The sequence below is a fragment of the Bradyrhizobium sp. CCGUVB23 genome, from assembly GCF_024199885.1.
Taxonomy (GTDB): domain Bacteria; phylum Pseudomonadota; class Alphaproteobacteria; order Rhizobiales; family Xanthobacteraceae; genus Bradyrhizobium.
This window is the reverse complement of sequence record NZ_JANADQ010000001.1, coordinates 2,092,511-2,112,605: the sequence shown is the minus strand read 5'-3', so window position 1 is coordinate 2,112,605 and position 20,095 is coordinate 2,092,511. Positions and strand designations below refer to the sequence as shown.

Here is a 20,095-nt window from a genome sequence, read left to right as displayed (position 1 = left end):
GCTTGTCGTGTCTGTTGAAAACGCGTCACTGCAGCCGGCAACGCAAGCGATCATAGCCTCTAGCGGGCGGCAATCGTCTCAAGGTTGTGTCTGGTAAGATGCGATAAGTGGGGATATGCCGGGCGCCTACATTTTCCGAGGCCGCCCCGTGAGGGTTCGAAGACCGCGTCCCCGCTACGGATCGCTCAGACAAGCGGAAATCTGAAACTCCCGCCAACGCGCAGAAATTGTCATGTTGCGGAATATATGGCAGAGTCTATTTAAGCCTAGTTTAATCGACCGGACGGTCGAATGTCGCAGGACCCTCTCAAGCCGCCTCAGTTCGACATGGAAAGACATGACGATTCGGTGGTCCTTTGGGAAGACGATGATTGGGTCTTCTGCCGCGCGTGGCGTCCGGACGCCGATGGCAACCGGCAACCAGTTCTGGTTGTGCGCACCGCTCCGGCGCACCCTCCGCGTGCTGCGCTCGACCGCCTGGCCCATGAGTATGAACTAAGGGAAGGGCTCGACCGGGAATGGGCGGTGCGGCCTCTGGAGCTACTCCGCGAAGCTGGCCGAACCACTCTGGTTCTGGAGGATCCGTCCGGTGAACCCCTGGTTCGCCTGCTGGGGGTACCTTTGGAGCTGAACTGCTTTCTGGATCTGGCCATTAGCATCACCGCAACTCTAGGTAACATTCACCGGAATGGCTTAGTGCATAAAGACGTGAAGCCAGCTCATATTCTGGTCAATTGCCCAGACGGACAGGTTCGGTTCACCGGATTTGGCCTTGCTTCGCGCCACCCGCGCGAGCGGCAGGCGAGCGAGCCGCCCGAGTTCATCGCGGGCACACTGCCCTACATGGCGCCAGAACAGACCGGGCGGATGAATCGCTCCATAGATTCTCGCAGTGACCTCTATTCACTCGGCGTCACGTTCTACGAGATGCTCACAGGCACACTGCCGTTCGCCGCGTCAGATCCAATGGAGTGGATCCACTGTCATATCGCCAGAAAGCCAATATCACCGCGAGAGAAAGCAGAAGGCATCCCGGAGCCGATCTCCCGAATAGTGATGAAGCTACTCGCCAAGGCTGCGGAGGATCGTTACCAAACGGCCGCCGGTGTTGAGCACGATCTGCGGCGCTGCCTCGTCGAATGGTCGAGCCGGCGACGTATCGCCCCCTTTGTGCTAGCCGAACAAGATACGCCGGATCGCCTGCTGATCCCCGAGAAGCTCTACGGGAGAGGCGCCGAGATCGAGGCGTTGCTCGCGGCTTTCGATCGCGTGGTCAAGAGCGGCGCCCCGAGGTTAGTACTTGTCGCCGGTTACTCCGGCATCGGCAAGTCATCCGTTGTCCACGAGCTGCATAAAGCTCTGGTGCCCTCGCGTGGGGTCTTCGCGTCGGGCAAATTTGATCAATTCAAGCGTGACATCCCCTACTCGACGCTAGTTCAGGCATTTCAGGGTGTTGTCCGGCCTCTTCTCGGCCAAAGTGACGCTGAGCTCGCGAATTGGCGCAACGCACTCCTGGATGCGCTCGGTCCGAACGGACGACTAATGATCGACCTGATTCCCGACCTAGGGCTGATCATCGGCGAGCAGCCTGCCGTTCCGGAGCTTCCGCCCCAGCAAGCACAAACTCGCTTCCAACTGGCCTTTCGCCGGTTTGTCGGCGTTTTCGCCCGCCAACATCATCCGTTGGTGATCTTCCTTGACGATTTGCAGTGGTTCGATGCGGCAACTCTTGACGTGCTCGAGCATCTTCTGGCCGAGGCCGACCTGCAACTGCTGCTCATCGGTGCGTACCGGAGCAACGAGGTCGATTCCAGCCATCCACTGAAACGCAAACTCGATAGCATTAACAGCACCGGGAAGAACATAGAGGAGATCGCGCTTCCGCCGCTGAGCCCTGAGCATGTCGAGCAGCTAATCGCGGATGCATTTCGCTGCGAGCCAAAGCGCGCAGCGCCACTTGCGCGGTTAGTTCACCAGAAGACTGTGGGCAATCCGTTCTTTGTCATTCAATTCGTTTCTGCTCTCGCCGCAGAGAAACTATTGAGCTTCGATCACAGCGCGGCGCGCTGGACTTGGGATCTCGAACGCATCCACGCAAAGGGATACACCGATAACGTAGTGGACCTGATGGTCGGGAAACTCACCCGCCTGCCGGCCGCAACTCAGAACGCGCTACAGCAGCTTGCCTGTTTCGGTAACACCGCCGAAACTTCGGAACTTTCAATTGTTTTCGGGACTTCAGAGGCGCGGGTACACGCGCTGCTGTGGCCAGCCATCCATCAGGGTCTAGTCGAGCGGCACGCACACACAACTTATAGTTTCATTCACGATCGAATTCAGGAGGCGGCCTACTTGTTAGTCCCGGAGGTATCGCGCGCTCCGGCTCATCTGCGGATTGGCAGGATGCTCGCGGCACATACACCTGCGGAGAGCCGTCGAGCGGCTATCTTCAATATCGTTAATCAGCTCGATCGAGGTCTGTCGCTAATAACCTCCAGTAAGGAACGAGAGCAGCTCGCAGAGTTCAACCTGATCGCCGGCCAGCGCGCCAAAGCGTCCGCAGCTTATGCATCTGCACTCACCTACCTGATTGCCGGTATTGCGCTGCTTGCGAATGACTCGTGGCAAAATCAACGCGAGCTCACCTTCGCACTGGAGTTGAACCGGTCCGAATGCGAATTCCTGATCGGCGAGCTGGATGTCGCCGAGGAGCGCCTATCCGCGCTTTCCAAGCGCACTATGCATGCGGTCGAGCAAGCAAGTGTAGCATGTTTGCGAGTGGACCTGTACCTAACGCGCGGCCACAACGCGCGTGCGGTGGCGGTAGGTCTCGAATATTTGCGCTGCGTCGGGATTGAGTGGTCGCCACGTCCAACGCAGGAGGAGGCTCAATCCGAATATCAGCTGATGTGGTCAAAGATCGCTGATGGCCAGATTGAGAAAATTGCAGATTTGCCTTTAATGAAGGACGAGACATGCCTCGCTATTTTGGCCGTCTTGACTCGGATCCTGCCTCCGGCCGCGTTTACTGACGCCAACCTGCCTACCTTGGTAATATGCCGAGCGGTGAATCTTAGCCTCGACCACGGCAACTCTGACGCTTCGTGTGCGCACTACGCTTGGCTTAACCGGGTCTTAGGTGGCCGGTTCGGTGACTATCAAGCCGCTTATCGTTTTGGTCAGCTCGCCTGCGATCTGGTCGATCGTCGTGGGTTGGTCCGTTTTCAGGCTCCGGTCTACCTGGCCGTCGGATCCACAGTGATCCCTTGGATCAGACACATCCGGGCCGGTCGCGACTTGATAACGCGGGCGTTCAAGGCGGCCACCGAAGTCGGCGATCTCGTTTATGAGGCCTATAGTCTGGCGCATTTGACCTCAAGCATGATCAGCGCGGGCGATCCTCTGAAAGACGTACAGAGCGAAATAGCGAGAAACCTTGCTACCGTTCGTAAGATGAAGTTCCGCTTCGCGGCCGACATCATCGGTCTGCAGCTCGGATTCGTTCGCACCATGCGTGGCCTCACGCGCACATTCGGCTGCTTTGATGGTCACGAAATTGACGAACTGGCCGTCGAGTGGTCGCTCGAGCAAGGTCCAGAAGTAGCCGCTCTTGGAGCCATCTATTGGACCCGTAAGCTTCAGGCGCGTTTCTTTGCGGGTGACTACGTCGCCGCGATCAATGCGAGGTCAAAGGCAGAACCTCTAATATGGACCGTACCGACGGAAGGCTCAACAGCGGATTTCCACTTCTACGGTGCGCTGGCTCACTCTTGTCATTGCGACGGTGCAGTCGCGAGTGAAGAGCAAGAGCATCGAGGTATCATAGACGCCCATCACAAACAGCTTCTGGCGTGGGTGACGAATTGCCCTCAGAATTTTGAACACCGAGCTGCTTTGGTTGCGGCCGAAATAGCAAGGCTTGACAATCGCGATGTAGAAGCAATGCGGCTCTACGAGCACTCCATACGATCCGCAGCGGCCGACGGTTTTCTTCATCATGAGGCGATCGCCTGCGAGCTTGCGGGGCGATTTTACGCTGCGCGTGGGTATGAGAGGATCGCAAAGACTTATCTGAGAGATGCACGGCACAACTATCTGCGTTGGGGAGCGGATGGAAAAGTGCGACAGCTCGGCGAGTTGTTTCCTTATCTGAATGAGGAGGATGACGCGCGAGCCCTGTCCGGCACGAGCATAGGAGCGCCGGTTGAAAATCTAGACCTTGCTACGGTTATCAAAGTCTCGCAGGCGGTCTCCGGTGAGATCATTCTGCAGAGGCTCATTGATAGACTCATGCGTACCGCCATTGAGCAGGCCGGTGCCGAGCGAGGTCTGCTGATCTTGCTCCGTGGCAATGAACCGCGGATCGAGGCAGAAGCCACAACCGGCAGTCAAGCGCTCGTTGTGCACATGCATGAGCAATCGGTGACCGCGGCAGCCCTCCCAGAATCGGTGCTCCACTATGTCATGCGCACCGGTGAAAACGTCATTCTCGAGAATGCTGCCGTCCAATCTTCATTTGCTAACGACCCCTATATCCGCGAACACGGGTCGCGTTCCGTTCTGTGCCTTCCCCTCATCACTCAATCCAAGCTCATCGGTCTGCTCTACCTCGAAAACAACCTGGCGCCTGGCATCTTCGCGCTGGCGCGGAGTTCGGTGCTAAAGCTGCTCGCCTCGCAAGCAGCAATAGCCCTAGAAAACAGTCGGTTGTACCGTGATGTTCAGGAACGTGAAACGAAAATCCGCCGCCTGGTCGACGCCAACATTATCGGGATCTTTATCTTTAGCGATGAGGGGGAAATTATCGAAGCTAATCATGCCTTTCTCGAGATAGTTGGATACGACCGCGAAGATCTCGTCGCGGGCCGGGTGCGCTGGAACGAGCTAACTCCCCCAGACTGGAAGGCGCGCACTGCGCGCGCCGAGACGGAGATGCGAATGACTGGAGCTGTCCAAGCTTTCGAGAAGGAGTACATCCGCAAGGATGGTACCCGCGTGCCGGTTCTGATCGGCGCAGCCGGGTTCGATGTGCGACAGGATCAGGGTGTTGCGTTTGTGGTTGATTTGACTGAACGCAAGCGGGCGGAAGCCGAAGCCCGCGAAAGCGAGCGGCGGTATCGTGAGACCCTGATCGAGCTCGCACACGCAAATCGCGTCACCACAATGGGGCAATTGACGGCCTCGATCGCGCACGAAGTCAACCAACCCATCGGTGCGGTCGTCAGCAACGCGGAGGCCGGTCTAAACTGGCTCGATGCGCAGCCGCCAAACCTGCAACGGGTCCGGCAGACATTCGGTCGGATTCTCAGCGATGCCGTGCGAGCTGGAGAGATCATCGATCGGATCCGCGCGCTAATCAGGAACGCGCCTCCACAAAAGTCCCCCTTGGCGATCAATGATGTGGTACTTGAAGTTGTAGCCCTGACCCGCGCGGAAGTGATGAATAACAGTGTCTCGGTGCAAACCGAACTCGCGGGCGCCTTGCCGCTCATTCGGGCAGATCGAGTTCAACTCCAACAGGTGATTATCAATTTGATCATCAACGCCGTCGAGGCGATGAGCGGAGCACAGGAGGAGGCGCGGGAGCTGGTAATCAGCACTGCCAGATCTGGCTCGACTGGCATACTGGTTAGCTTGCAAGATTCCGGTCCAGGATTTGATTCGAACAGTGTAGAGCGTCTGTTCGAGGTTTTCTACACCACCAAAGCCCAGGGCATGGGCATGGGACTGGCCATCTGCCGTTCAATCATCGAGGCCCATGGTGGACGCATGTGGGCGAGTGCGAAAGAGACTAGAGGCGCCGTCTTTCAGTTCACTCTGCCTGTCGAACCGGATGATACCGATCCCGCCTTACAAACTGATGGAATACCAGCGGCATGAGACACGACGAGAGTCCCGGCAAAGGTCGGTCCGCGTAGCGATTGGTTCTGTCTCGGACAATTGCGTCCCGTGTCATTCCGCCTTCTGATGCGCGGATTTGTCGAGCCTGGCCTCCTGGCAGATCGAAACGGTCCGCAGCGCTGAAATTTCTCAGGTCGGCCGGAACTATCGAAATCGCACGGTGGCAAACTAGAGAACGATTGCGCTTCTGATCGAGGACGGGTGATCTGGGTTTAGGCGTCGGAGAGGTCGGCCTTCAGACCCGACTTCGGAATCGAAAAACTGATCGAGCCTACAAGTTCCACAGAAAAAACCGTTAACTCCATAAGCGGTGTCTCTGCGGCCTACGTCGAATGAATACTCTTGAATTGGCGTTTCGCGCCATCTTTTCGTCGTTTTGTCAATCGGAACGTCATCTCCCGCTCCAATCGGCCGGTCCTCCGTGCGGGATCGGCAACCACGAAAACATCTCCCCCCGCTTCCTTTAAGTTGGGCTCACCGCTTCAGACATGGCGCAGGCGCAGCCTCTCTCTCGAGACGCCGTTGTAGGAATGGATGCGAACTCCATTTCGCGGCTCCGCACCAATCGCCATTCGCGAGCTGCGCGGGGAAGGCTCGTGTTTGGTCGGGTGTGCCGAGTCAGGACAATTTTGAAGTCGCGTGCTCGCTCAAAATCGTCTGAAGAGCAGGCCGTATCGTGCCGTGGAAGAAGTCGCAACTGATCGCTGAAATTTTGGGGCTTGTCAGCTCCTGAACAGCTAACTGACCTATTGAGGAGTGTCCCAAAAATCTGAACGTCAATTCCTTCTACCAGACTGAGAACGACACGGACTGGCCGATGTCAATATGAACTGAAGGGGTGCCCGCTTGCTGACAGTACGCACGATTAATCTGCTGGGCTGCAGACTCGATACGCGGAACCGGGGCCAGAGCTTTCACGACTTCACTCGGCCGTGTCCCGTGGGCCAGGTTCGATGTCTTCCAGCTGCGCGGATTTGTGAGGTGGCATGGAGCGAACGAACAACAATTTCAACCTGTTCGACTTTGATGTGGAAGGATTCGCGCGGGCGTACGGTCAGCAGCCGCAGGCCGATCAGCGCTCCGGCGATACCGTTCAAGGTTTTGAGGAGCGATTGGGCGAGTTGCAACTGAGCTCGTCTAGCGAAAACTCCGCAGAAGCCAGTTCGCCTGATGCTCGCCCCGGAGGGAGTGGAGCGATCCGGTGGGGCGACATCGGTGGTTCGATGCGGATGCCGCGACAGGCGGGGAGCGCGTTCAGGTCCACGCGGCGCAGCGTTGATATCCCCTGCGCTCTCCCTAGAGATTGGATCGAAGAACAGCCGCAGTCCGATCTGCGGGGTGATCGCTTCGGCAGTGCACGGTACATCCCGTCATCCGATTCGGAGTCCCCGACCCAAGCCAAGAGCAGCAAGAAACGGGGACTATGGTCGCGCATCAAGTCAGGAGTGGGGAAGGCGTTCGGAGGGAGACGCAGCGGAAAATCGTCTGGCTTCCAGGCGCAGCATGATATCCTTTCAACAAGCATTCGAGTTGATCACGCCAAGCAACCGGCCCGCATACGCGGCGTCTTCGAGGAGGACGAGGCGCTCTTGAACGAGTTCGAGAGCCAAGCCACAGGGCTGAGCGCTGGCACGATTCGGAATGCTCGAGCCGACATTCGCAATTTCAGCGCCTGGCTTAACGAGAATGGAAGGGCACAAATCGCCTACCGGCTGGGTAATCCTGCGCTGGAACCGGGGTTGGATCGCGATTTAGAGGCCTACGCGAAGGCTCGCAATATCAACAGAAGGCGCACGGATGCGGCTTTGAAGAAGCTTCGGGATGTCAAGGCCGGAAAGGCTGTGACAACCGATAGCTTTCGATTGGCTCCTTATGCCGTGGACGCGACCCTGATCGACATGTGGAGGGCGGCGGAAAAAAGGACACATAGGGTCGAGCCGGAGACTGTGAACCGACAGGCTAGCCGTCTTTCCAGGCTGAGTGACTGGCTGAAACGCGAGAGAGGGGAGCCATGGCTGGCAGGCTCTTCACTCAAGGGCTCGCTCAAGACGTCAAGGAGTACAGGCAGCAAACTGGGGACAGCAAAATCGACGCCGATTTGCTCCGGCTCCAGCGATATCAACAAGTGGTCGACGCAAATCAAGCGCTGGGATTAGGTCCTCCTGAGGATGCTGCCGGGAATACAGTTCGACAGCCCAGCCCACCGCAAGATCCTCTCGCAATGCCGGCCACACCAAGTGACGGGGCATGGGATCTCTGGAGGGAGGTCATGCAACAACCCGATTCACCATCAGCCACACAGGTCCGTGGACCGCAGCTGAGCCCAGCCCAGGATCTTTCCGCAATGCCAGAGACACCGAGCGAAGGGGCTTGGGGCGTCTGGAGGGAGTTTATGCAAGAACCCGCGTCATCATCATCCGCCGCGCGGATGCCGTCGGACATCTATGGCGATCTTGAGCCACTGGTTAATTTGAATCCTCCCACACCGTACGAATTGTACGACGATGCGCACTCTGGGCCCGCACTTGGCGGGGCCAGACCGCCGTCGTTCGTTGGGCCATCAGTTCCCCAGCAGGAGGTCGGGGATATCGGGCCAATCATCGGTGAGGGTTGGCGCCACGGCTCCCAGCCGGCCTCGGACGTGGTCATCGACATCCTCCATAACATTGATCGACTGCCAAACCAGTTCGGCCCGCGGCAGGTCGAGATCCACGGAGAGCTTTACTCGGTTACGCTGGGGCCGGGAGGGCGCAACGACGTTCGTCTCATCCATCATCCGCGCGCTAGCCAGATAGATGAAGCTGGGCCATCCGTTCGGGCCACTGGGCAATCCCTTCGGCCTGTACCCGATCTTGGCTATCTCATCCGCGGTGGGTGGCAACATCGCGAACGCTTGCTTCCGAATTACCTTGCCAGAGCCTTGGAAGGCGAGGGCCTCATGCCCGCTGTCGGGCGCCCAACGTATGTCAACATCCACGGTGTGCCTTACAGGGCCGAGTTGGTACAAACGGACAGCGGCGAACGCGTTCGGATCCATCCTGAGCTTGGCTGAAGAGCGCGCTTTGACGGCAACGCATTCTAGCTTGGTAATCCTCGGCTTTAGCGAAGGAAGGTGAGCCCTAGTAGCGCAAACTCGATAAGCGGCAGGCCGCGGACCTGCCCAGCTCGTACAGATAGCGCAGGCGAGGATCTCGAAACCGCGAAGTCGCCACGACGGCCCCGAAAGGTAAGTCTTAAAGTGATCCACAGCGTAGATGCAGCCCATCAACACAATCGATTTTACCAGTCTGATAGGATGCCGCATAAGGCAAAAGTCGGCTTGGAGAAAAGCCTTCAGTCATATCGGAATGGTTATCGATCCTTGCTTAACTGGCCTGGAGAAACAGTCGATGTACGTCGAGCGTCAATACCAGCGCACGTCAAGTCCGGCCACGTGCTTCGGTTGGCATGAGGCCGAATTCAGTGGATCCCGTTTCGATAGAACAGAAGAAAGCAACACCAGATTTCGTTCGGGACGGACATTGGCCATCTGTGGCTAAGGTTAGCGGCGAATGCCCTCGCCGCAAATGGACCGTCGGCAGCAGCCCCTCCCTCTGCCGACGGAAGCTGGCGCGATGTGCAGTCGCATCGCTCCTTCCGAGACTGACTTCTGCCCGGCCACCGAAAGTGGCCGGGCATCTTTTGTGTGGCGCGGACGAGTGACAGCGTGCAGGCGGCAGTTCGTAATCCAGTATGCGCTTCATTCCGGCAGCGGCCGCGCATCCATTAACAGTCGCGTCGGCGCATCATGAATCACTCTCCATATAACCGATGATCATGAAGTTCATTTTGGTAAATCACAGGACACCAAGCAGCTCGTCGATCTGCATCGAGTGTCATCGACCACTAGAAGTCGGCTACTTGCGAGATATGTCCACGCGGGAGCCCTATTGCGGCTACGATTGCTATCTTTGCTACCGGGAGAAGGGACTATGCGTGCCGTGGCTCGCGATTAGATACGGCGTCCGTCGGCTCGCGCGTGATTATTTCACTCACATCGAAACTGTCGTTTCCTTTGCTGCCGCTACATGCTGGTATTCGATCGCACTCACCGAAGCCGCACTGCGTCTTGGCGAAATGGCACTGTTGAAGCGACCTCATACGTAAGAACGCATGGGGTTAACTGGTCCGACAGCGAATCGTAGGACAAAAGCCATCTGACCTCGCAACAATTGTTTGAGCATCTTTGGCAATCGAGCGTCGCAAGAAAGTAAAGCGACTTTGAAAATCAATTTTACTGAAGTTGGGGGATATTGATCCGCATGTGCGGGATTGTCGGCATTCTCGGGCGCGAACCGGTTGCGGAGCAATTGGTGGATTCGCTCAAGCGGCTTGAATATCGCGGCTACGACTCCGCAGGCGTTGCCACGCTCGAAGGCAATCACCTGGAGCGCCGCCGCGCCGAAGGCAAGCTGAAGAACCTCGAGGCGCGGCTGCGTGACAAGCCGCTGAAGGGGACGACCGGCATCGGTCACACCCGCTGGGCCACCCACGGCAAGCCGACCGAGCACAATGCCCATCCGCACGCCACCGAGCGCCTCGCGGTGGTCCATAACGGCATCATCGAGAATTTCCGCGAACTGCGCGAGGAGCTCGAAGCGAAGGGGACGGTGTTCCGCACCGAGACCGACACCGAGATCGTTCTGCATCTGGTCGACGATCTGCTGACGCGCGGTAACAAGCCGGTCGAGGCGGTAAAGCTCGCCTTGAGCCGGCTGCGCGGCGCGTTCGCGCTCGGCTTCATCTTCGCGGGCGAGGGCGACCTGATGATCGGCGCCCGCAACGGTCCGCCGCTCGCGATCGGCTACGGCGACGGCGAGATGTTCCTCGGCTCGGACGCGATCGCGCTCGGTCCGTTCACTGACACGATCAGCTATCTCGAGGACGGCGACTGGGTCGTGCTGACCCGCAACAGCGTTGCCATCTTCGACAAGGACGGCCGCGCCGTCCAGCGCGACAAGATCAAGCATGCGGCCTCAAGCTCGCTGGTCGACAAAGCCAACTACCGCCACTTCATGGCGAAGGAAATCCACGAGCAGCCCGAGGTCGTCGGCCACACGCTGGCCCGCTATGTCGACATGGCATCCGAGCGCGTGTCGCTGCCGGTGAAGCTGCCGTTCGACTTCCGCGACATCCAGCGCGTCACGATCACGGCCTGCGGCACGGCGAGCTACGCCGGCTATGTCGCAAAATACTGGTTCGAGCGCATCGCGCGCCTGCCGGTCGAGGTCGACGTCGCCTCCGAGTTCCGCTACCGCGAGTCTCCCTTGCGCAAGGGCGATCTGGCGATCTTCATTTCGCAGTCGGGCGAGACCGCCGATACGCTCGCGGCGCTCCGCTACGCCAAGGCCGAAGGGGTGCACACGCTCGCCGTCGTCAACGTGCCGACCTCGACGATCGCGCGCGAGAGCGAGACGGTGCTCCAGACGCTCGCCGGTCCCGAGATCGGCGTCGCGTCCACAAAAGCCTTCACCTGCCAGCTTATGGTGCTTGCCTCGCTCGCGGTCGCGGCCGGCAAGGCGCGCGGCGAATTGTCCGAGGAGGACGAGACCAAGCTCGTGCACGGCCTGGTCGAGATCCCGCGCCTGATGGCGGACGCGCTCGCCACCGAAGTGCAGATCGAGAAGCTTGCACACAGGATCGCCAAGTCGCGCGACGTGCTCTATCTCGGCCGTGGTACCAGCTTCCCGCTCGCGCTCGAAGGCGCCCTGAAGCTGAAGGAGATCTCCTACATCCACGCCGAGGGCTATGCTGCCGGCGAGCTCAAGCACGGGCCGATCGCGCTGATCGACGAGACCATGCCGGTCGTCGTCATTGCGCCCTACGATCGCGTGTTCGAGAAGACCGTCTCCAACATGCAGGAAGTCGCCGCCCGCGGCGGCAACATCATCCTGATGACGGATGCCAAGGGCGCTGCGGAGGCGACGGTCGATACCCTCGTCACCATCGTCATGCCCGACATGGCGGCTGCCTTCACGCCGATGGTCTATGCCGTTCCGGTGCAGCTTTTGGCCTACCACACGGCGGTGGTGATGGGCACCGACGTCGATCAGCCGCGCAATCTCGCGAAATCCGTGACAGTGGAATAAGCGCGACAGCACGGTCATCAGCCCTCAAACTCGGTTGGAACATCATGATTGAGCAGTTCATGACCGACCAAGAGCTCCAGCAGTTCAGATTTGCTGGCAGGCGCCGCCTCATATGATCAGACCTGGCGAGCATCTTTTGTTTCTGTGTCGCGTGGACTTACCACACTTTTGCAAATTTGTTTTCGTCAAGCCTCTGCTGGCTTGACTGCTTGTCTGTCAGCTCTGTGTAACGAGAGCTAGAAGCAACTTGGCATTCGGCTTTCGGATGACGACGGCAAGCATGGGTGGCGCCGCAAAACGAAGAGGTTGTTCATGTTAGTCCCATTACGCTATTGGGCAATGCTGTCCATGCTCGCCGCCGTAGGCGCCGGCGCACAAGCGAAAGATCGCCGCACGGTCGCCGAACCTGTCGCACCTGGTTATGTCTGCGCCCGCCTGGCGCCGTCGAGACAAAACGACACAGCCGGGCTGCAAGACGCCATTGCTCACTGCCCTCCTGGCTCAGCGGTTTATTTGTCCGGCGGGACGTTCCTGTCGGGCCCCCTCGAGATGAAATCCGGAGTAACGCTGTGGATCGAGCGCGACGCCACGCTTGTCGCGGTTGCCCAGAGGGAGGCCTATGACAAAGGCTTCGGAAATTGCGGTCGCATCGAAGGCAAGGGCGATGGCTGCCGGCCATTCATCAGCTTCTCCAAAACACGTGGTGGCGGCATCTATGGCGAGGGCATTATCGATGGCCAGGGCGGTGCGCTCATGGTCGGCACTACCGAGAGTTGGTGGCAGCTGGCTCGGCGCGCGCAAGCCGAGGGCGGCTATCAGAACGTCCCACGCCTGATCCAGATCGATCATGCCCATGACATCACCTTCCACGGCATCACACTGCGCAATGCGCCCAATTTCCACGTGGCGATGAACCGGGTCGAAGGTGCCACCTTTTGGGGCGTCACGATCGATACAGCGGCCGACGCCCGCAATACAGATGGCATCGATCCCGGCGCCAGCCAGGATGTGACGATTACTCACTGTCAGATCCGCACTGGAGACGACAATGTGGCTATCAAAGCAGGCAACAATGGTCCCACACGCCATATTTCCATTATCGACAACTACTTTGGCTGGGGGCACGGCATGTCGATCGGCAGTGAAGTGAGCTCAGGTGTCAGCGACATACTGGTGCACGGCCTGACCCTGGACGGCACGACGTCTGGCCTGCGCATCAAGAGCGATGTCAGCCGGGGCGGTCTGGTGGAGAGGGTGACCTATGAGAATGTGTGCCTGCGCGGCAACCGATGGCCCATCTATTTTGATACACGCTATGACATCCATGCATCCGGTAACCGAATTCCGCTCTACCGAAAGATCGCCCTACGCCACGTGCGTGGCGGTGATGGTGCGCTGGTGATGCACGGGCTTGATGGAGGTCATAACCTTGAGATTGCGCTCGACGATGTGCGATTTTCCGATTCTGCGACCTGGCAGGTGGAAAATGCAGATGTGGTGGTGTCCGACGTGTGGCCGCCGTTGCGGAGTGGGCAAGCCCCACTGTCGTCGGGTGCATGGGAAGGCTGTGCAAAGGCATTCCGCTAACCACCTCCCAACGCCCAGGACGGCCCCGCGCCCCGGTAGTACTCATCGCTTCGTTGTAGCATCCGCACTTGACCGAACAAGAATAGCAGGCGCTCGGAATGTGGCTCGCGTTGTTACTCGGGGCCTAATCGAGGGATAAGCTTGGCTGTCCTAGAATCTGACGAGGTTCGCGAGGCGGTCGTGTGCGCGCGAGAGAACGGTGCGACGGCAGACGGATCAAATTTCCACGACCGGCCCTTAGTTCCTATTTTGACAATGAGTTCGGCAGCCAGTTCGTGTCATCGGCAAAAAAAGATTTGAGGGACCATTGCCTAGCTTCACCGTCCGTCAATTGATGGGAGTAAGGCTCCCGTCCTCTGAGATTGGCGCCGATTCCGGTGGATTGGTATTCGGCATAGTAGGCTGTCATCAGTCTGTTGGTCTTGTCGCGATCCCACTCGATCCAGCCTTCCGCTATCACCGGAGCATTCATCTTGGTGGATAAGAAGATCACCGTAGCATAAGAGCGCCAAGGGCGGCCAAGAGCGATGCCACGTGCGGCGAGATCGGCGGTCAGAGTGCAATGGTCAAAAACATAGGCGCTGTCCTCCTCCGGCGAGTCTTTGCTTTGTGCGGTGTACACCACTGCCTGATGGGCGACGCCGTGCAGCTCACAACGCTGAAAATAGGCCTTGGCGTTTCCGAATATATAGTCGACATGTCCCTCGATATAGCAGTCCGAAAAATATTGCCGTGCTCTTCGGCCATTAGGCCCTTTGTTGGCGAACAGCGTGTCTTGTGCGCCGAGTAGGCGGGTGTGGGTAATAACGTCCTTGTCTCCAGTAATAGCCAGCGCCACCGCCTGCGACGGCGCATTGACCGGATTTAGGGAATAGTCGTTTTGTACCGTTAGATTGTCGAGCCGGAAGTCATCGCCAGATGCGTCCATTGTGGCGGAATGAACGGTTCCACCCACTTTGATCGCGCCGTCGCCATAGACGACAACCGTGTCTTCCGGCTTCTTCCCGGTGCCTCTGATATGAACGCCAGATTTGCCGACCTTTACCTTCTCGCGATAGATGCCCGGCGCAATCAGAATGTCGCCGCCTCGAGCTGGCAATGCGTCTATGGCCTCCTGGATGGAGCGATATGCCTTGTCGCCGGATGGCGAGACAAGAATTTGCTCAGCACAGGTTTTCGGGAGCTGAAAGCAGCTGGTCAGAATGGCAGTGGAAATCAGGAAATATCGCACAACGGTCCCCGTTCTTTGTCGGGCCAGTTGCTCACTTGCGGCTGCAATGCTCGCCCAAACCAGCTGCGTCCAACATGTGCCCATAGAGGCAGCTCCTACCCGTCCCACACCTGGATGCATGGGGCAACTTCAATCGTGGATGACGATCGCGCCGCTTCTGCGTCGGAGTGAGGACGAATATGAAAATTGTCGGAACTCGACACTTGGTTTCGTCGTATTTCGCCCTGCCTTGCTTGGAGTGACCCATGTCCGAAACACGACATTAGGGTGAGAACGTCGCGTCGGCGCGATGCAAATCGTTGCATCCTCTCTTCAATCGTGGCTTGCAGAGCCCTGGCACGCAGATTGCTCGGTAGTCAAAGGGCGCCGTCACGGCGATATTGCAGTCGCTGGCGAGGGAGTTCAGATGAGGCCAGGCCAGCTGGTGCGGACCAATGCCCTTGCCAAACTCTGGCTTCCCAAGCCGGCAGTGCAGCCCTGCATATCGGGATAAAAGTTGTGCCTACAAATTCTGGAGCAAGAACGCAGATCGCATGATGCCTGTGGTCAGCGATCGATGGCGCGACCACGCAGATCGCATCCGAGAAATACGAACGGCTATGACTGTTCCGCCAGAGGAAAACTGATGAAGCTTGGAGTGTTCTATGAGCACCAATTACCGCAGCCCTGGGAAAATGGCGGCGAAAAAAAGTTGTTCGACAACGCGCTGGAGCAGATCGAGCTCGCCGATCGGCTCGGATTCGATTACATGTGGCAGGTCGAGCATCACTTCCTGGAGGAATACTCCCACTCGTCCGCGCCCGAAGTCTTTCTGGGTGCCGTTTCGCAGCGTACGAAGAATATCCGTGTTGGCCACGGCATTTGTCTTTCGCCGCCGCACTACAATCATCCAGCGCGGGTAGCTGAGCGCCTCGCGACGCTCGATCTTATCTCTGGAGGACGCGTCGACTGGGGGACTGGAGAATCCGCCTCGCTAATCGAGATGCATGGGTTTGGAATAGAACCCGAGCAGAAGAGTGCCATGTGGCGGGAAGGCGTCGAACAGACCGCAAATATGATGACGATGCGGCCGTATCCGGGATACGAGGGGCGATTCTTCAAAATGCCTCCCCGCAACATCGTGCCAAAGCCGATACAGAAGCCGCACCCACCGCTCTGGATGGCTTGTTCGCGGCGCGACAGCATTTTGCGCGCCGCCCGTTATGGTGTAGGCGCGCTGGTCTTTGGGTTTGTCGAAGCGTCTCAAGCAAAACTCTGGCGGGACGAATACTATGAGACAATCAAGTCCGACGAATGCGTTCCCATCGGTCATTCGGTGAACGCTAATATTGCAACGCTCAACGGTATGATGGTTCATGAGAGTGTCGAGGAAGCGATGCGTCGCGGAATCGATGGTTTCAAGTTTTTCGGATATTCGATCGCACATTATGCGATATATGGTGAACATCGTCCTGGGCGCACGAATTTGTGGCGGCGCTTCCAAGCGGTCAAAGACGACATGAAGGAGACGCCGGGCTCGGGCAGCATCGGTCGGCCTCAGAGCGTTCGTGACCATCTCATGAGCTACGCGGATGTCGGTATCGACCAGATGATCTTCATCCAGCAATGCGGACTGAATAAGCACGAGCATATCTGCGAGGCACTCGAGCTGTTTGCCAAAGAGGTTATGCCCGCACTAAAGGAACGGGAAGACGAGCGCGTCCGACGTAAAGAAGAGGAACTGGCACCCTACGTAGAGGCGGCGCTGGCCCGCAAGCCCTTGATGCCGGAGCTGCGCGAAACGGACATCCCGAACATCGAGGCTATGGGCATCGTACTCGAGCGTCGCACCGGTAAGAACTACGCTTCGGCGGGCGGCCCCTTCGCGGATCCGACCCGCGGAGGGGCCATTCCGATGGTTTCACGGGAAACCTATGCCAAGGCAGCCAAGATCGACTGATGGCGAAGGTCACCGCGGAACTTGCCTGTTTCATGTTCGGCGCCGCTCGCATCGGCGACGGCGGATCACCACATCTGCAAGCATCTGAGCCCCAATGAAGATATCACACGCGTTCAAATTCGAGGCAGCTCACCGTCTCCCGAACGTGCCGGCCGCACATAGGTGCAGCCGCATGCACGGCCATTCCTATCGAGTTGAAGTGCAACTCGATGGACCGGTGGATCCGATCACAGGATTCGTCGTAGATTTCTTCGACCTCGAGGAGGCCTTCGTCGAAGTGATGAATGCACTCGATCATCGATGTCTGAATGAGATCGAAGGATTGGGGAATCCCACGGCGGAAAACATTGCCATTTGGATCTGGGAAAGACTGAATCGCAAATTTCAAGGAATGTCGTGCGTTCGAGTCTATGAAACATCCGATGCTTGGGCCGAATATGACGGACGATGAAAAGGGAAGCAGCCTATTTGGTCGGCCGCGGGGGTTGATTAGAGCGGCTCGAACATTGGGTTCGAGGCTGCAATCCAAAAGCTCGCGAAATCGAAATCTCGGCTGAAAGAGTTCGTGAGATGGCCTTGTAGAGCAGAAGGCATGGCTGAGCATTTCCCTCAACGGCTGATCTAGCGCGCGCAGCAGCGTCTCACAGTTCTCGCTGGTTTCCCCGGTGAGCTCGGGAATCGTAATGGGCTCCGAGCGCACGCTGCGCTGGTCCAACATGGAGGCTTTTCGTAGCCGGGCATCTACACATCATAGGCAGCGACGGGACTGGTTTGAACTCTCCCATGTGCGGAATCCAGATCGCCGCGTTGAACGTGGAGCAACCGATTTCCTTCCTGAATCGTGTTCGATGAAAAGTGTGGGGCCTGCGGCCCCCAGGCCGTCGAGCCCAAGCCCCATGAAGCCATGGGGATCGGAAGATCACCGATCACATCGTTCGCGAACTTGAAAAAGGTGCGCGGCCCTGGCACCAGCCGAGGAAGGTCGAGCACAGCGCAGGGCGCATCACGCGGCCCCCTGCGCGGCAACGGCATTTGGTGGCGACGATCTCTAGAGGCTGTTAGGAACCAGCAGCGAGTTTAGCGACGTTTTTGAGCATGATGCATGCGAAGGCGATGAGGTGGAGGTCGGCGAGGGTCTGAGCGCATCGCTCGTAGTCTTTGACAAGTCTTCGGAAGCGTGTGGCCCACGCGAAGGATCGTTCGACGACCCATCGCCTTGGGAGCAGCACGAAGCCTCGTTTGGCCTCCGACAGCTTTATGACCTCGAGGGCAATGCCGTGTTCTGCAGCCGCCGTTGCAGGCTTGTCGCCTGTGTAGCCCTGGTCAACGAAGGCGACTTCGACGCTCTGACCAGTCTCTGCCTGAATCGTCTTGGCGATCCGGCCAATCTCGGCGCGATCGTCGGTGTTGGCGGGCGTGACATGCAGCGCCGGAAGATGGCCGAGCGTATCGACGGCCAGATGCAGCTTCGAACCTTTCTTGCGCTTGGCTCCGTCGTAGGCGCCGCGGGCGCCACTCTCGGGCGTCGAGCGCAGAGTTCGACTGTCGATGATGGCGGCGGTCGGCTGCGCGGGTCGTCCAGCCGCAAGGCGCAGGATGACGCGCAGATCCTCGGCCAGGGCCTCAAAACAACCCGCGCGCAACCACCGCTGCGCCTGTTGATAGACGATCTCCCACGGCGGCAAATCGTTCGGCATCCAGCGCCAGGGCGCGCCGGTCTTCACGATATAGCGCAGGCCGTTGAACACCTCGCGAAGTGCGTGCGTCCGCTGCGAGGCGTCCTCGGGCAAAAGTATCAGATACGGCGCAACAAGCGCCCACTCGTCATCGGAAACGTCAGAAGGATAAGGCTCGCGGGGAATCGACATCCCCCAAACCTCAACATCTATGGTTAATCAGTCCCTAACAGCCTCTAGAGCCGCTTTGCGCGCCTCTGTGTCTGCCGACAAGCTCATGCCCTGCTCACTCATCTGCGTGCTCCGGAAACAGTCCCGGCATCCACCGCGAGGCGAGGGCGGCGGGGAACGCAAGCAACAACGGATCACGTGGCCCCTTTGAGCTGAGGACGCCGCGGCCGAGGAGTTCAGAGACGATACGTCGGGCATGACGTGGCGTCAGACCGAGAAGGCCGGCTACATCGCCGCGCGGAAGCTCGCCGCGATAGAGGATTGCTTCAAGCACCGCACCTGCCTTAGGGGGCAGCTTGTTGACGCGAATCTCCTCCTCCGCCCACAGCAATATGCGCGTGCGCAGCCGATCAGGCTGCATGAGCGATTCCATGAAGTTCACCTGGTCAATGCAGGTCTCAAGGAAGAAGCGGGTGAATGATGCGAGTGCTTCCTCGCTGAGGCTGCCGCGACCATCCAGGTCGTTGCGTCGCGGAAGATCACATTGCGCGAGATGCTCCTTATAGGCGCCGTCATTTCGAGCAAGGCCGCGAGCTGCGGACCAGACAGCGCCGGTATCGAGCGCATCTGACAGCATCGCATGCGACATCAGGCGTGTGACACGGCCGTTTCCATCCAGGAATGGATGAATCCATAAGAGGCGATGATGCGCTGCCGCCGCAGCCAGAATCGCGTCCGTCTTGCCGACCTTCCCAAACATCTTCTCAAAATGCGCGAGAAAGCGTGGAACAGCGCCTGGACTAACGGCGACATGACGTCCCACTTTAACGTCGCGGAGCCGCAGTTCGCCGGGCACGACACGAAGCCGTTCTTTCGTGTCAGGCTCCTCGATCCAGAGCATGTATTCAGGAAGGTGTTGACAAAAACGGCGATGAATGTCGCGGATACCATCCGTGGTTACAGCTCGACCGCGAAAATTGCCCTCATCGATCCAGCGCTGCACAGCAATGTGCGCGGCGGCCTCAAGCTGAAGATCGCGCTTCTCAGGATCCGCGCTGTAATCGTTCTTGAGTGCACGCTCGATATCGACCGGATGAGTATCGTGTCCCTCGATGAGATTGCTGTAGTAGCAGTTCATCGCACGGACCAAATCTGCCAACGCACCCAACAGGCTCTGCGGCAGGCTTCTCTTGAAACCGGCAGACTTGCCCGCCAGATCGACGGCCAAATCCGTAAGCTCGCTCCGGTGCCGGGAATCCTCTCCGATCAAGAGCGGTTCTATCGAGAAGACTACCTCGCCGCGGTCGACGGTCCCGGCGATGTCCTCTTTCTTGTCCTCTGCAGAAATTGTCATAATCTGAATAATATCATGTAGATATATAAAATTCACGTGCAAAATAGCCGTCCATAAGTCCGCTTTTATGTCCGCTATATCAGCGGGTTGAACCGCCTCTCTCTTCGC

At 58.4% G+C, this 20,095-nt stretch carries 10 protein-coding genes; 6 read left to right on the top strand and 4 right to left on the bottom strand.

Annotated features, from left to right (window positions below):
- The first annotated feature begins 291 nt into the window (after positions 1-291).
- Both NLN62_RS09860 and NLN62_RS09855 read left to right on the top strand, forming a co-directional pair.
- On the top strand, positions 292-5,880 hold the full coding sequence (locus tag NLN62_RS09860; RefSeq protein ID WP_254108584.1) for a trifunctional serine/threonine-protein kinase/ATP-binding protein/sensor histidine kinase: 5,589 nt from the start codon (positions 292-294) through the stop codon (positions 5,878-5,880).
- Positions 5,881-6,887: 1,007 nt separating this feature from the next.
- A complete protein-coding gene (locus NLN62_RS09855) occupies positions 6,888-8,057 on the top strand; it encodes a hypothetical protein (RefSeq protein ID WP_254108583.1) in 1,170 nt (389 codons plus the stop codon).
- A gap of 404 nt (positions 8,058-8,461) precedes the next feature.
- Here NLN62_RS09855 and NLN62_RS09850 read toward each other — a convergent pair whose 3' ends face one another.
- Positions 8,462-8,938 carry a hypothetical protein gene (locus NLN62_RS09850; protein WP_254108582.1) on the bottom strand — a complete coding sequence of 159 codons (477 nt, stop codon included), beginning with the start codon at positions 8,936-8,938 and terminating at the stop codon, positions 8,462-8,464.
- A 1,264-nt stretch (positions 8,939-10,202) separates the two neighbouring features.
- On the opposite strand from NLN62_RS09850, the gene glmS reads away from it, so the two are divergent.
- Together glmS and NLN62_RS09840 are read left to right on the top strand one after the other, a co-directional pair.
- Positions 10,203-12,029 (top strand): glutamine--fructose-6-phosphate transaminase (isomerizing), encoded by a 1,827-nt coding sequence (glmS, locus tag NLN62_RS09845; RefSeq protein ID WP_254108581.1) that lies wholly within the window; start codon positions 10,203-10,205, stop codon positions 12,027-12,029.
- A gap of 339 nt (positions 12,030-12,368) precedes the next feature.
- Positions 12,369-13,616 carry a glycoside hydrolase family 28 protein gene (locus NLN62_RS09840; RefSeq protein ID WP_254108580.1) on the top strand — a complete coding sequence of 416 codons (1,248 nt, stop codon included), beginning with the start codon at positions 12,369-12,371 and terminating at the stop codon, positions 13,614-13,616.
- A 244-nt stretch (positions 13,617-13,860) separates the two neighbouring features.
- Here NLN62_RS09840 and NLN62_RS09835 read toward each other — a convergent pair whose 3' ends face one another.
- A complete protein-coding gene (locus NLN62_RS09835) occupies positions 13,861-14,847 on the bottom strand; it encodes a pectinesterase family protein (RefSeq protein ID WP_254108579.1) in 987 nt (328 codons plus the stop codon).
- Between the two features lie 625 nt (positions 14,848-15,472).
- Here NLN62_RS09835 and NLN62_RS09830 point away from each other — a divergent pair.
- Complete coding sequence (locus NLN62_RS09830; protein ID WP_254108578.1) at positions 15,473-16,786, top strand: LLM class flavin-dependent oxidoreductase; 1,314 nt, start codon at positions 15,473-15,475, stop codon at positions 16,784-16,786.
- Positions 16,787-16,880: 94 nt separating this feature from the next.
- Positions 16,881-17,237: a 6-carboxytetrahydropterin synthase QueD gene (gene queD, locus NLN62_RS09825; protein WP_084801965.1), complete on the top strand. Its 357-nt coding sequence runs from the start codon at positions 16,881-16,883 to the stop codon at positions 17,235-17,237.
- 607 nt (positions 17,238-17,844) lie between these two features.
- On the opposite strand, the gene NLN62_RS09815 is transcribed toward queD, so the two are convergent.
- Entirely contained in the window at positions 17,845-18,654 is an 810-nt protein-coding gene (locus NLN62_RS09815; protein ID WP_254108577.1) for an IS5 family transposase, read from the bottom strand.
- 94 nt (positions 18,655-18,748) lie between these two features.
- Positions 18,749-19,987 (bottom strand): Fic family protein, encoded by a 1,239-nt coding sequence (locus NLN62_RS09810; RefSeq protein WP_254108576.1) that lies wholly within the window; start codon positions 19,985-19,987, stop codon positions 18,749-18,751.
- Positions 19,988-20,095 lie beyond the last annotated feature (108 nt).

Coding starts and splice junctions, on each gene's coding strand:
- glmS (WP_254108581.1), top strand. CDS start 10,203: ATGTGCGGGATTGTCGGCATTCTCGGGCGCGAACCGGTTGCGGAGCAA.
- NLN62_RS09815 (WP_254108577.1), bottom strand. CDS start 18,654: ATGTCGATTCCCCGCGAGCCTTATCCTTCTGACGTTTCCGATGACGAG.
- NLN62_RS09850 (WP_254108582.1), bottom strand. CDS start 8,938: ATGGATCCGAACGCGTTCGCCGCTGTCCGTTTGTACCAACTCGGCCCT.
- NLN62_RS09855 (WP_254108583.1), top strand. CDS start 6,888: ATGGAGCGAACGAACAACAATTTCAACCTGTTCGACTTTGATGTGGAA.
- NLN62_RS09810 (WP_254108576.1), bottom strand. CDS start 19,987: ATGACAATTTCTGCAGAGGACAAGAAAGAGGACATCGCCGGGACCGTC.
- NLN62_RS09860 (WP_254108584.1), top strand. CDS start 292: ATGTCGCAGGACCCTCTCAAGCCGCCTCAGTTCGACATGGAAAGACAT.
- NLN62_RS09830 (WP_254108578.1), top strand. CDS start 15,473: ATGAAGCTTGGAGTGTTCTATGAGCACCAATTACCGCAGCCCTGGGAA.
- NLN62_RS09840 (WP_254108580.1), top strand. CDS start 12,369: ATGCTGTCCATGCTCGCCGCCGTAGGCGCCGGCGCACAAGCGAAAGAT.
- queD (WP_084801965.1), top strand. CDS start 16,881: ATGAAGATATCACACGCGTTCAAATTCGAGGCAGCTCACCGTCTCCCG.